The organism is Pseudomonadales bacterium (genome assembly GCA_024234615.1).
In the GTDB taxonomy this organism is placed as follows: domain Bacteria; phylum Pseudomonadota; class Gammaproteobacteria; order Pseudomonadales; family IMCC2047; genus JAJFKB01.
In genome coordinates, this window is sequence record JACKNY010000003.1 from 1 (window position 1) to 12,687 (window position 12,687).

Annotated in this window: 12 protein-coding genes and 2 pseudogenes; 3 read left to right on the plus strand and 11 right to left on the minus strand. The window is 51.6% G+C overall.

The window, feature by feature from the left end:
- The 8 genes and pseudogenes from H6995_12625 to H6995_12660 all read right to left on the minus strand — a co-directional run.
- The coding region (locus tag H6995_12625) for a ParM/StbA family protein (protein MCP5215842.1) at positions 1-1,104 on the minus strand (1,104 nt) is incomplete at its 3' end.
- A gap of 433 nt (positions 1,105-1,537) precedes the next feature.
- A complete protein-coding gene (locus H6995_12630) occupies positions 1,538-2,278 on the minus strand; it encodes a TIGR03761 family integrating conjugative element protein (GenBank protein ID MCP5215843.1) in 741 nt (246 codons plus the stop codon).
- A gap of 187 nt (positions 2,279-2,465) precedes the next feature.
- A pseudogene (locus H6995_12635) lies at positions 2,466-3,167 on the minus strand (helix-turn-helix domain-containing protein).
- A 22-nt stretch (positions 3,168-3,189) separates the two neighbouring features.
- A complete protein-coding gene (locus H6995_12640) occupies positions 3,190-4,224 on the minus strand; it encodes an IS630 family transposase (protein ID MCP5215844.1) in 1,035 nt (344 codons plus the stop codon).
- Positions 4,225-4,268: 44 nt separating this feature from the next.
- A pseudogene (locus tag H6995_12645) lies at positions 4,269-4,820 on the minus strand (helix-turn-helix domain-containing protein).
- The gene (locus tag H6995_12650) at positions 4,810-5,412 is read right to left on the minus strand and encodes a DUF2857 domain-containing protein (GenBank protein ID MCP5215845.1); all 603 of its coding nucleotides are present in this window, start codon (positions 5,410-5,412) and stop codon (positions 4,810-4,812) included. Before H6995_12650 ends, H6995_12645 begins: the two are co-directional and overlap by 11 nt.
- A complete protein-coding gene (locus H6995_12655; GenBank protein MCP5215846.1) occupies positions 5,399-6,916 on the minus strand; it encodes a ParB N-terminal domain-containing protein in 1,518 nt (505 codons plus the stop codon). The genes H6995_12650 and H6995_12655 overlap by 14 nt, the downstream gene beginning before the upstream one ends.
- Positions 6,906-7,205 (minus strand): hypothetical protein, encoded by a 300-nt coding sequence (locus H6995_12660; protein MCP5215847.1) that lies wholly within the window; start codon positions 7,203-7,205, stop codon positions 6,906-6,908. The genes H6995_12655 and H6995_12660 overlap by 11 nt, the downstream gene beginning before the upstream one ends.
- A gap of 83 nt (positions 7,206-7,288) precedes the next feature.
- Here H6995_12660 and H6995_12665 point away from each other — a divergent pair, with 83 nt between their 5' ends.
- From H6995_12665 to H6995_12675, 3 genes are all read left to right on the plus strand, one after another.
- Positions 7,289-7,963: a LexA family transcriptional regulator gene (locus H6995_12665; protein ID MCP5215848.1), complete on the plus strand. Its 675-nt coding sequence runs from the start codon at positions 7,289-7,291 to the stop codon at positions 7,961-7,963.
- 108 nt (positions 7,964-8,071) lie between these two features.
- Complete coding sequence (locus H6995_12670) at positions 8,072-8,272, plus strand: AlpA family phage regulatory protein (protein ID MCP5215849.1); 201 nt, start codon at positions 8,072-8,074, stop codon at positions 8,270-8,272.
- Between the two features lie 131 nt (positions 8,273-8,403).
- Positions 8,404-8,628, plus strand: coding sequence for a helix-turn-helix domain-containing protein (locus H6995_12675; protein ID MCP5215850.1), 225 nt, complete (start codon positions 8,404-8,406; stop codon positions 8,626-8,628).
- Between the two features lie 20 nt (positions 8,629-8,648).
- Here H6995_12675 and H6995_12680 read toward each other — a convergent pair whose 3' ends face one another.
- The 3 genes from H6995_12680 to H6995_12690 form a co-directional block, all read right to left on the minus strand.
- Positions 8,649-10,010, minus strand: a complete 1,362-nt coding sequence (locus H6995_12680; protein MCP5215851.1) for a tyrosine-type recombinase/integrase — start codon at positions 10,008-10,010, stop codon at positions 8,649-8,651.
- A 396-nt stretch (positions 10,011-10,406) separates the two neighbouring features.
- Positions 10,407-11,597, minus strand: coding sequence for an ISL3 family transposase (locus H6995_12685; GenBank protein MCP5215852.1), 1,191 nt, complete (start codon positions 11,595-11,597; stop codon positions 10,407-10,409).
- Positions 11,598-12,057: 460 nt separating this feature from the next.
- Entirely contained in the window at positions 12,058-12,474 is a 417-nt protein-coding gene (locus H6995_12690) for a hypothetical protein (GenBank protein MCP5215853.1), read from the minus strand.
- Positions 12,475-12,687: the final 213 nt, after the last annotated feature.

Sequence of the window (12,687 nt, forward strand, 5' to 3'; positions counted from 1 at the left end):
CCCCTCCCTCACCGGGGCGTCGCAGACAAACTGCAGGTACTTGAGCATGCCCCTTGCGTTAGCAAAAGCGGCATGGTCGGCCATAATTTGATTGGGAAACCAGTTGGCAATATCAGCGGCTAACGCAGCACTGCCACCGCCGACGAACAGCACACGATCCAACTCCACACCGAGTCCAAGCTTGCGGCGGGTTTCGGTATAGAGTCGCTCCACCAACTCGCGTTTTGCTTCCGCCACCATGGCCGAGACATCGTGATCCTTGCCATGCAGGCGCAACCGATGTGTATCGACGGCCCGACTGATACTCTGCTCGCCGAGCTCGTTGATATCGAACTGTTCCTGTATACGGTTCGCCACGCGAATCTTGACGTTCAGCATGCCGCGATTCAGAGAGCCGGAGGAACCGTGCACAATGCCCTGGTCCTGAACCACTACATAATCCGTGGTGCGGCCACCGATATCGACAATGGCGATGGGCGCGTTGACGCGATCCGCGTCCAACGTCACACCATCATCATCGGTCATAACAATCACATAGTCGTACCAGGCAGCCAGCGCCTCCGGAATAACTTCATGAAAGGCGATGCTCACCTTTAGGAGCCCCTGTTGCGCTGACCTTTGCGATGCTTTTCTGGCAACAACAGGCTCAACCGCCAATTTCAAACCATCCCTTTTGGCCTGGATCGCTTGTCGTCGTTGCTGACCATCGTTGCGGTAAAAGGCGGAGACCGGCAACCCCGTCACCACATGGACGGATCGGCCCGACAAACCCGCCTGTTGCAGTGCATGCTGGACGATCACCCGATTCAGGGCCGAGCCAGGGTATTCATCGAATTGGGTGGGCTCACCATCGACCGCACCGACGGAATACACACTGCCACCGGTTTCGTACTCAAAAATTTTCTGTTCCTCATCCCGTATCCAGGTGACACCGGCCGATCCCATGCGTGCCCGCGAAGGCACCGCCAGGAGGCGACCATCCGGTAACGCCACTTTGGTATAGGCATAGCCGTCATCGAGACCCACCTGTCCCACCGCCATGGGATTAGTGGTCACGGGAGGTTTGTCTTCGTCAGAAAATTTCTCATCGGTCAGTTCTGTCATGGTGCGATTCCTGATATCGGGGTTAGCTGTCTTTACTCACCGATCACTCGTCTCAGGTGCGTAAAGGGTTTTCTGGTGTCGTTTGGGGGAGCAAGCCTGGCGCGTTCGCTGTTGTGTGAGCTGCCAGGTGACCGCGCAGCGTGATCGACCATCGTCTCGGTTGTTCGCGGCTGGACGGAACCCGATCCGCGACTTCCGTTTATCTGGGTGGATGTACACGGCTGGCTCATAGGAATTGTGTGTGCCGGCAGCGCTTGCTCAGATCTGATGGCCTGACACTCGCTTCGAAATCCCACCAGCAACAGCTGCCGCAACCACTCGTTTTGTCTGCTGTTAGGCAGGCGGCGTAAACGCTGAAGCACCATCGCTTCGAGTGGAATTCGCGTATCGAGCGAGATGACAAGCTGCTGAAGCGTGCTGGTGGCCACGGCGTTCAGCCCTCGTCAGAATCTGCGATGGCGTTGTTATTCAGCTGTTGAAATGCCAGGGGACGCAGAGACGGCAACCGCTCACCATTGAGGATGTCCTGGGGAATCTCGCCCATCCGCTCTCTCGCTTTGATGGCTGCCGGTGTTCCTTGCCGGATATCGGAGCGACGAACGTCCAGGCAGTGATACCCCTGGGGCAACGCAAACACCCGGCGCACCCATCGCCCACTAGCCGACACCTGCTCAATGAGGTCAGTGGGCATGTCGAGACCTAAGTGATGCAACGTCATGTCTGCGCACATCAACCGGTCGTACTCACCCAGCAACTGTGCAGCGCGGAAGGCGTAGGGATTGGCGAACTGTAACGATACGCGCTGTGGTCGACTCGATTGTGCGACGGTGAATTCGAGCGCACTGTTGGATTCAGTGATAAGGGCGTCCATCCTTTGCTGCAATCCCTGCAGCTGTGCTCGGATATCGGCAACGCCCTCTTCCACTTTGAGCAACCACCAGTCGGCATAAGGGTCGTCGAAGCGGACGGCCTGCCATAGCGACTTCAGCCGATCTGCAAAACCGATCAATCCCATAATGGCAGGCTTGCCATCGGCTGCACGGCGGCCGCGGATCAGGCTCTGGGCCTGATAGGTCTGAATCGTCAACCAGACTTCACCCTGCAGGGCGCCTGGCACTGACTCGTTTTGATTTTCGGCTGTACTCTCGTGTGACTGCTCTGCGTCTGAATTCATTTGCGTCATTCCCTTCAAGATCAACTCTGACGTGCTATGAATCCACGAATGGGAAAATGGCACCACGGAATATCCATCCGACTGGTGCAGTGTTTTGTGTTGTTGCGATCAGATGGTTCCAGTGGAAGCAGTGCGGGGAAGTAACGACAGAGAGATGTCACATCGTGTGTGACAACGGGCGGCAGCGCTATTTGTCCATATTCAATGATGCTCGTAACTTGGCCAGCTGCTCCAGCCCATAGGCTTGGTTTCGTGCTCGCTCTTCAGCCGCTTTACTTTTCTGTTCTTCGTTTTCTGGCGGCGGGACGTGATGTGCCCGATCGTGTCTTGCCTCGGCCACCTTGATCCCGAGGTTGGGCACAAATTCGCCTTGTTGTGCCGCCTTGCACAGCGAATGCAAGAATCGCAGCTCGTCATAAACCGGCTTCATGCCTTTTTGCTCAGACTCCAGACGACCCTGAAGTTCGTCGAGCACCAACTGCCGATCATCAAGATCGATCATGGCAAGATACCCGTCCGCCAGGTGTTTCTGGTTCTCCGACAAGCGCGGCGGATAGATCAGCGCTCGCTCTGTCACCGACGGGACTGATGGATTGGATTCAGAAAATGTTTTCTCTTGATGGTTTGTATTTTGTGTAGTGGTTGTTGTAGTTGTTTTTTTATAATGACTACTACAACGACTACTGTAGTGTTCCTTAGCCTCCGCCTTTGAATTTTGGTCCTGGACGGATTGTGCTGATGCGCAGGCCCCGGACGAATTTTTCAGTTTCCCGATGGTCGCGGCGTGAAAGGTAAAATAACGACCGCTGTTGCCGTGGTTTCCGCTGGAAACTGACAATTGTTGGGCGGCCTGCAGTCGACGCTCAATAGTTGACTCCTTCCGTCCTATTAACCCGGCATTCAAATAGATATTATGCGGCATAGCGAATGAACTCAGCGTCAAAGTATTTGGCAACTCGCCCGGGCAGCTTTTGCAATTTCCGCAGGTGGTTCAATGCTTTCGCCTTGAGTTCCTTCTTGTTGCGTGCCGGCTGCCCCTTGTGAACGCCTGCCTTCAAATCACAGTTCAGATATTCGTCGGGATTCAGTTCCGGCGAATAGGCCGGCAGGTAGAAGACTTCTATTTCATCCTCATGCTCAGCCAGCCACGCCTTGACCTTGCGGGCGTGATGAACGCGCAAGTTGTCGAGAATCAGGAAAACTTTGCGCTGCGCATCCTTGATCAGCCGCTTCATGAAATCGATCAGGAGGTCGGCATTCATCGTGCCGTCGAAGAACCGAAAGCGCACCTTGCCCTGGTTGGTCACCGCGGAAATCAGATTGATCGACTCCCGCTTGGCATTGAGCCGAATGACTGGAGTTTGGCCCCTTGGTGCATAGCCCCGTGTATGCTGGCAGTCGTTCCTGAGACCTGTCTCATCACCCCAGTAAATTTCGGCATTCTCTGCCTTCGCTCGGGCGTGAATCGAGGGGTATTCTTCGTCCAGCCAACGCTGGACCTCAGCAGGGCGCTGCTCATAGGCCTTCTTCTTCGGCTTCTGAACGGTAAAACCCCAACGCCTGAGATACTCACCCACGGTGCGGATGGCGAGTTTCAAGCCCGCGACCTGCTGAATCAGTTGCTGCACTGCTTCACGGGTCCACAGGGCGTAGCGCAACTTCAGCTGGTCGGGTGTCTTGTCGATCAACTGTTTCTGGATCATCGCCTCCTGCTCTTGGGTCATCCGCCGACCAGAACCTTCCCGGCGCCCCCGAGCTCGGGCCTGCAAAGCCTTTGCGCCGCCGTCCTGGTATTTCTTGATCCAGCGACCGACTGTGAGGTAATGGACGCCGACTTGTTCACCAATCTCACGATGGGTGTATCTGCCGGTTTTCCACATTCGTACGGCCTGTTTGCGTTTTTCCTCCTGGGCCGCGGCAGGGAGGGTGCGAGCGTCTTCATTCATGCAGCCATTATATCATATCTATATGGCTGCCGGATTAATAACGACTCACCTTCCTGAATATCCTTATCCAGACTCTCCAACACAGCTTGCGCCACGCGCCGGACGCGGGCGTGATGATGCTCCTGGGATTGGGTAACGAATGCCATGTAGGACTCATCCAGGTACAGGGCATCGACCAGAGGCAGGGGTTCATCGTGAAGACTGTAGACATTGCCGGTGAAACGGCCGCTTTTTTGACGCACTCTGGCACACAGCGTTAGCCAACGCGTCAAGCGCAGAATGGCAATAGCACGAGAGACAGTGGAGGTTGAGGAAACGTTAGTTTTAGCCGCAATGGTATCGTAATCGGGGAACGCCGTTCGTCCTCCAGTCTCCCTGGCATGGAGCATGATAACCATCCATACCAGTTTATCGACGGGTTCCAACACCGGATCCTGGATGACCATGGCCGGCACGGCCTGATGCCAATTCCCCATGAACAACATGGCATCCGGTAACGATGGATCACTCTGGGCACGAACCTTGGCAACAGTTGCCTTGATTAAAGCGTCGAGAGCAACAGTTTCTGGTCGCAGCGCATCCGCTTCATGAGCCATTCTCGGCAACCCGCCCGGACGTCGCGGCACTGCTTCCCACGCCGTAGGTTTCCCAACGCTGCACCAGCGCCCAAATCGATCGCAATCCAATGCCTGTCTGTTGCTGTAGGTCGAGATAGTCCTCTGCAGTTAATGTGGATTTGTCATCCGCCTGTACCTTATCCTGCCAGGCATACCAGAGCGCGTGGGTATCGGTTTCATTCAGTTCGGGAGGCCGGCCCACGGCCGGCGCCAGCGTCAACAATCGGCGCCATCGCGTGTACTCCCGAGAACTCACACCAAACAGCTGCTGCATCATCTCTAACGGTGCGTCCGCGACCAGCAATGTTCGCTGCAGATCCTCAGATTCCCGCTGATGACGCAGGTGATCGAGCATCGGCCAAAAAACATCACGATTGAGACCAATCTGCAGACAGTGCACACGCAGTGCATCGGCCCGATAGAGATCGGCCAGATTCATCTCTTTCAGGGCGTCCAGTTCTTTGGGGCCAAAGTTCATGGCGCGCAATGCCTGCTGATCCCCCTCTGCCAGACATCGCATGGCGTACAACAGCACGGCGGTGGTGAGGTCGGCTTCCTTATTGGACGACATCGCTTTCACCTCCTTGTTGCGCCCAAAGCTCGACCCCGGTATCGAAGGCTAACCGTTTAATGCTCCGGTAGGACTCCATCATTTGCAGCAAACGCTGCCAGTCTGGCGGGTTCAGTTGTTGCCAGAGCTGGCTGTTGAGATGGCCGGGATCAGGCGTCCAGACACTGCCAAAGAGCAGACCGGCATCATGGGATGCCAAGGCCTGGTATAGGGGCGAGTCTTTATCCAGGTAGGCCAGGACAATGTCCGTCGGAGCGACGGTCAACTCTGAGCTCGCAGCCAACTGCCACCAGAGTGCGGACACTAAATCCAGCATGTCCTGGTCAAGGGATTCCCGCAGCTCCGGTGAAGGCACATCAATCAGCAGAAAGCCCAAGCCCTGATCCGGCAGATGAATGACTGTCTCGTGCAGTCCGTGGGATGTCGCCAGGGTTACTGCGCAGTCCCACAACTGGCTCCGCAAAACCTCAAGATTTCTTTGCTGACCACCTTTTTGGGAATTCGGCGCAGAGGTCAACTCAGCTGCCATGTTCGGTTGGTCTTTGCTTTTGTCGCGACCACTCGCCGGTGAATCGATGCCAGCGGACTGTTTTTCCAATGTCATCGTATTCGATGACGGCCCACTATCGGAATGCTCCGGGTGTTCCGGGTCCCTGTCCGCCCCCGGCTCTGTATCCTCTTCGGTATGAGCGGGAAGGCTGAATGCGCGGCCCGATAGTTGTGCCTCCATCTCCAGATGAATCACCTGGCGATTCAGTTCGGACTCCACGGCGATCTCATTTTCCAATGCATCGCGCAGTGGCTGAATGTCCCATTCGGCGCCATCATGACGGCGACACAACTCGGCAAAGATCGCATCGAAGACGGTGTTATCCCCCAATTGGCGACGATCCCAGATCGCTCGGGCAGCGCGTTCAAGGGCTCGGATCTTTTCCACCTGTGGTCGACCCAATCCGGCAGCTAAGGCTTTTGGCATCAATGGCCACAAGGTCTCAACGGCATATCCCATTTTGGAAATCATGCTGTGGCTGAGCCCGAAACCTCGCTCTCTGAACAACTCTTCCAGTTGGCGCTGAGACAGGCTCTCAACCCCCATCTCGCTTTCGAGGAGAGACTTTGCTTCGAATACGGCCAACGCTTTATCGATGAAAGGCAAACCGCCGCGCAATTCGTTTTCCCGGAGGTGGGCAAAAAGTACATTGGACTCCTGCGACCAGGGCTTGACGACGCAATCGATCCAGCGAAATCGCTCATCGCCGGTTTCGTCCAAAAGCTCCTTCAGTATCCTCAGCCGTGTATTGCCGCCACTGTGGAGCACATAATCAGCAGCCCCCGGCTCCTGTGATAGCACCAATGGTTGATCCAGGCCTTCAGCCTGGATCGACGCCTTTATTCGATCGTATTCAGGGTTCTGCTGCCGACGGGGATTGCGGGAGTAATGGTGGATACGAGTGACGTCTACACGGGTGATCTCGTGGGCGGATGGCGATCTCTCAGGCGTCATCGTTGCCACCTGCTTCTTGTGCACCCGATTCAGGCACGACGCCGTAGAAAATCTCTGGATGTCGAACCATGCTCGCCCGAGGCACAGGCTCCAGTCGACCATCCGAAAGGTCCGCCACAGTACGGGTGTAATGCTCGATTTGCGTCGCCATCAATGGACTGGCATATCGATGCTGGCCGGCAATCTGATACAAGTAGGAGACTGAGTCGCCACACGCCGCAGCGACGTCGGCCCGCTCCCGCTTGGTTGCCATCTTGAGGAAATCCTTTAGCTCCATGCGCAGAAACATTAGCACCGTGCGAATCATTGAACAACGCTCAATCACCGCTTTTTGTTTATCACTCTGCTAAAAATCATGCTAAAGTGTTTCGCATGACGCTAAAACTTAACCAGATCCGGCTCCACAATCTTGAAGTTCTGATTGCCGAAGCGGGCTCAGCTGCCAAGTTGGCGCGCGCGGCCGGGACCAATAGCTCCTACCTCAGCCAGGTGCGCAACCAGCTCCCCACCAAAAAAGGAACGCCCCGCTCTATCGGAGATGAGCTGGCGGAGAAACTGGAAAAGGCCATGAATAAAGACCAAGGATGGATGGATACCCCCCATGCGGACGGGGCAAGACAAAAAGAACACAACGCCCACGATGGCCCGGATTTGCGCAGTCTCCACCCGCTGATATCCTGGGTCCAAGCGGGAAACTGGTATGAGATTTCTGAAAGTTTCGTGCCGGCCTACGGTTCAGAACTTTTACCCTGCCCGGTGTGCTGTAGTCCTGAATCCTTTGTACTTAGGGTTCGCGGCAGCAGTATGGAACCCAAATTTCATGAGGGCGACCTGATTTTTGTTGACCCCAATGTTTCACCTGACCACGGAAAGTACGTGGTTGTTCGACTCGATGAATCCAATGAAGCCACGTTCAAGCAGTTAATTATTGAAGAGGGCAAGCAGTACCTGAAGGCGCTCAACCCTGATTGGCCGAATCGCATTATCGAAGTGGATGAAGAAGCGACAATCTGTGGAGTCATTGTCTTCAAGGGAGAAGTTGTCTAAACGCTGATCGTAGAATAAGACTCCTACCCACATAAGGACTAACCAGTGATCAGCACAAACAACAGTAAAAAAATAACTACCTTGATCAACCGAAAAACATTGTTGGCAATGATTCCACTTTCGGACCGCGCCATTTACGACATGGAAAAGCGCGGAGAATTTCCATGCCGCATCGTTTTGACGAGCCGTAAGGTGGCCTGGGATTTAGCTGAAATAGAGCATTGGATAGAGGAACGAAAGCAGTCCAGAGATAAAGCCATCAGACCTGGCTCTGCTGCCACGCCAGGGACTCCATCCGGAACAAAGTGACCGCCTCCACAAAGGCTTGTTTAGCTTGCTGATAAAAAGATAGATTCGATTCTGACTTGTAAGAACAATTAGCTCAATGCTAATGTTTTTCCTGGCTTATATGAGCTTTTGACTCTATCGGACATCAAAACATGGATGACATCGCAGCAGCTAATAATGATCGTGAACTCACAACCAAAGAAGCGGCTTCGCTACTTGGCTTATCACCCAGCACACTGAGAAAATGGCGCTGCACTCATGAACACCCCGAATTAACCTGGAGAAAGCGATTTCGCCATGTATTCTATCTCGAATCAGACGTTCTTGAATTCAAAGAATTGAGCACCAAAATCTCATCTAACGAAATTTACATTTAGAACTTTATAACCTTACGTTGCTACCAGCGGCTCGTGAGTTCGTCGATCAAATCAAACCCTGCTTGTTTAACCATGTAGTCAGCAATTTTCTGACTAGCATCTCGAAGCCTTGTCATAGACGGGTGAATATAGTGAGCATCAACACCCTCCCTTGCGTGACTCAGTAACTCATCTACAAGTACGGAATTAATGTCTAGTTCCGTCCCAATAGATTTATACGTTCGTCGGAGGTCATGATTGGTAACAGATATACCCGTTTGGTTTTTAACGATATCACGGACTGCCTTGGTATCTCTGTAATATCCTCGCCCTCCCATGCCAGGGAACAAGTACTCAGTGTCTTCAGGCAAATAATCTTGACGGTTACGAACGATTGCCGCGGTCACTGTATTTAGGGGTAGCTCTACTTGGTCGCCCCCTTTTTTAATAATGTTGAACACTAATCTATTGAGATCAATTCCCTCCATTCGGACAGTCATCGTCCCAGTTCGTCTTACACCGGAAAATAACATGAATAACAATGCATCACGGCCATTACGATAAGCGGATGTATGATCATGCTCTCGAAGTGCTAAGACAGACTTCAGATATGGCTTAAAATCAGCATCATCTAACCGACCAGTACAGCGATTGGTACGATTAATATTTACACCCAGTTGCTTCATTGCACGGCTAACCGGGTTTCGGATAAAGAGATCCGAATCATCGTATTTGGTCTGCGCCCAATTCCAAATCGACCTAAGAATACGCATAGCGCAATCGAGCTGAGTTTTACCACGACCTACTTTCTGGAGATAAACAGTTTTTACCTGCTCTGGCGAAATACTGTGTAATGGCAGGTCTAACAGGTCAACTAAGAGAACCTCGCATTTATTTCTGATATCCACTAAATAACGCTGACCTGGTCGCCTCTCGGCAATAAATCCATCTGGCAGGCATTCATCACTTTCATCAACCGGTGTTCCGTAGATCATATCTTTAAATGAGCGCCTTGCCTCTATCAGGCCTTGATTATCAGCCTGTTTTGCAGCTTCTTTTTGAGCTATTACTTGAGGGTCCCGGCCCTCCTGAATTTCCAAAAATAAGCTATCAACCTTCTGCCGTAGTTCTGAAATGGTGATCTCAGCATTACGAGCTTCCCCGACCCTCATTATTTGGCGTTTATACATCCGACTCTTACATTCACCACGAACTCGAATACGAGCATACATACAAAAAACACTATCAATATAGGAACGGCCAGGCCTTGCTCGAACAGCCAGATGACTATCCGCATCATAAATGTAGGTTTCTTTGGTAAACTCTCCTCGATTAATACGATTCTCGATGGCTTTCAGATTCGGTTTATTGAACTTGATTCGGTTGTCAGATATAGCTCCCATGAGATCCCCTTATGTTCATCCTCACCGGCAAAATCTGGGATGCATCTGGGATGCAAATGGAAGTAATTTTTGCATCCCAAGAGAAATCTTGAGTAACACCAGAATTGCCTACCGCAGACAGAATATAGATACAAAGCCTTTTATATCAACAACATAGAGAGCTTTAATCTACTTCGCGGAACGTTATTCAACGTCGAGAAATGAGTATAAAGAGTGAATTCAAAATCCACCGCCCTTAAAAGCGTGCCGGTTCGAGTCCGGCCTCTGGTACCAACCTTAACCTAAACCCGCTTAGAGCGCTGTTTAGGCGGCTTCAGTGTCATTTCTTCTATTCAAGTGTACAACCTGATTGTTCCACTTTGAGGGCTCTACCCCATTATCGGGGGATAGCACTCATCAAACCCGGTTGATAATACCATCCCACCCGCAGTGGGCCAGCACTCTTAATCGGTAATTCTCAAAGTTTCTAAAACCATACGCTCGTCTCGAGATCATTTCCATCTTGTTGTGGAACCCTTCGGTTATGCCATTGCTTTTACTGAATCGCCACATGGCAATGATCGGCCCCATCCAAGACTTTAATGTCCGAGCCAACGCCCGTAAGGGGCTGTCTTGTAGTTGTTCTAGAAGCTTCACATAGCGCGGTAATTTCTTTTTTGCTCGTTGAGCGGTTAGCGTTTTCAAAAGCATCAAACGAATCAGTTTTTGTTTGACGACATACAGCGTTTGTAAAACCGGATATTCAGCGAGATAAACCATAAGGTTTGCGTGTTGCTCATCGCTTAAATGCCATTGATGCCGGCGCATCAGACTGATTAATCCGCGGTTCTTTCGGCCCTCTGGATCGTATTGTTGCCACACCTTTAAGAAGTGTTGATTGATTAGTCTTACAACGTGAAACCGGTCGGCCACAATGGTTGCTTCGGGGAAGTAACGTTTGGCAATACGGCGATAGGTTTCGGACATATCCATTACCACCACCTGCACCTTATCGCGCCCCTCCAGTGCCCGTAAGTAGCGGCGTAAGCTGGATTCTGATCGTCCCAGCTTCACATCGAACACCTTGTGATTCTTCAGATCCACGAAGGTGGTCGCGTAGCCTTGCTTGCGGGTAAAAAAGTGTTCATCAATGCCTAACACCCGAGGACAGGGCCGATGGCTCATCTCGGAGCACTTCTGGCCAATATGGTGCTGATACCACCGCTCAACCGTCGCCGGACTGATATGGTGTGTTCGGGACAGTTTTCGCTGAGTAATACCACCATCATGCGCTTCAAAAACTTCCAGCCGATAGGCTTCAGACGCACGAAAACGAGGGCGAATTCCGGGAAAGGCATGACGGAAGTATCTACCACAACACGGACAATGGTATTTGGGCACCCGCAGGTGCAAGGTCATCACCTGGTTACCCTGGCGAGTGTGCTTTACTGTCCGGCGATGAGTAGCTTTAATCTTCAAATGATTGCCGTGGCAATGCTGACACAACGGCCTGCGAGTGGGCTTTGCCCACACCTCTATGCCTTGATTTCGGGCTACCCGTTCAATCTCTAGGCCAGGTAGGCCTATAATGTTTCCTGCGTGGGACATCGGTGTTCTCCATTAAATTGATTGTCGCAAAATCAGTTTAATGAATGCCGGTGTCCCCCGTTAATGATGAAGAGCCACTTGCTTCTGATCAAAATAGCCACCGACAGGGTTAACTGTGGCGCCTTTTTGTTCTAACTCTTGCTCAGCTTCAATTACACCATCAACAATTTGAACCAATGTATTTTAATGAAATCTTTTAGTTCCACCCAACTCTCCTTATGTGCTGACACATAACAGTAAATTCAGAAGCCTATGGCTTGTAATAATTATTATCGGGCCAGAGTTTATTTTTTCCGCAACAATTGCGACGCCAGCAACTTATTGAAAACAAAATCGACATTTATATGCCTATCATAAATTGTCGTTTTTTTTCGGTAATGACTAATAGCTTCAGTTTGATTTAAAGAATAATGGCAGCACTTCACCTATAGCCAACTCATCCAGCAGGTCTATTCAGGCCTTAGCTGGCTTTCATATAGCCTGTGTGCTGTTTGGATTGCTCGATTTCCTTGAGCATTTCCTCGCCACGACCACGACGATCAAAAGCTGCTGGAAACTCTTCGGTCTGTGTCGGCTTTTCTAAGTTTGTCTCATCACCAGTCGGGCACTCCAGATAAAGGCAGTTATACAGGTTAAATGCTGCCGCATTACCGCTCGCTAGTGCACGGGAGAGGGAGTGCTCGATGTGCACCGGGGCAAATCGACTAATAGCCAGGGGAGCGTTACTTTCCTGGGTTGGCGAGATTGTTGCTCCTGCTTTAGCCTCAAAAATCAGACTCAACATTAAGGCAAACTGCGCCCCATTGGTCGTTTGAGCAGCATGCTGAAGCGGTTGCGCAAGACTTGCTGAAAGGTTGTCGGTAATTGCTAATTTCACGATTGATCCGGCAAGCTGAGGGTAACATTCTTATCGGCACTCTAAGCCGCAGCTTGAGAGATTATCTCCGGTTACTTACACCTGAGTTTTAATCGCAAATTCCGTATTCAAATCAAGTGGCAATTTGGCTACCTGAAATACCAGTTTTTCCTATGTATTTATAAAATTGAACTATACTTATTCAATAGTATTAAGCCTGAGCTTTGTATTTTC

Bases quoted from the DNA above. Each gene is read 5' to 3' on its own strand.
- H6995_12685 (MCP5215852.1), bottom strand. From the start codon at position 11,597: ATGTCCCACGCAGGAAACATTATAGGCCTACCTGGCCTAGAGATTGAA.
- H6995_12670 (MCP5215849.1), top strand. From the start codon at position 8,072: ATGATTCCACTTTCGGACCGCGCCATTTACGACATGGAAAAGCGCGGA.
- H6995_12675 (MCP5215850.1), top strand. From the start codon at position 8,404: ATGGATGACATCGCAGCAGCTAATAATGATCGTGAACTCACAACCAAA.
- H6995_12680 (MCP5215851.1), bottom strand. From the start codon at position 10,010: ATGGGAGCTATATCTGACAACCGAATCAAGTTCAATAAACCGAATCTG.
- H6995_12665 (MCP5215848.1), top strand. From the start codon at position 7,289: ATGACGCTAAAACTTAACCAGATCCGGCTCCACAATCTTGAAGTTCTG.
- H6995_12630 (MCP5215843.1), bottom strand. From the start codon at position 2,278: ATGAATTCAGACGCAGAGCAGTCACACGAGAGTACAGCCGAAAATCAA.
- H6995_12660 (MCP5215847.1), bottom strand. From the start codon at position 7,205: ATGTTTCTGCGCATGGAGCTAAAGGATTTCCTCAAGATGGCAACCAAG.
- H6995_12655 (MCP5215846.1), bottom strand. From the start codon at position 6,916: ATGACGCCTGAGAGATCGCCATCCGCCCACGAGATCACCCGTGTAGAC.
- H6995_12650 (MCP5215845.1), bottom strand. From the start codon at position 5,412: ATGTCGTCCAATAAGGAAGCCGACCTCACCACCGCCGTGCTGTTGTAC.
- H6995_12640 (MCP5215844.1), bottom strand. From the start codon at position 4,224: ATGAATGAAGACGCTCGCACCCTCCCTGCCGCGGCCCAGGAGGAAAAA.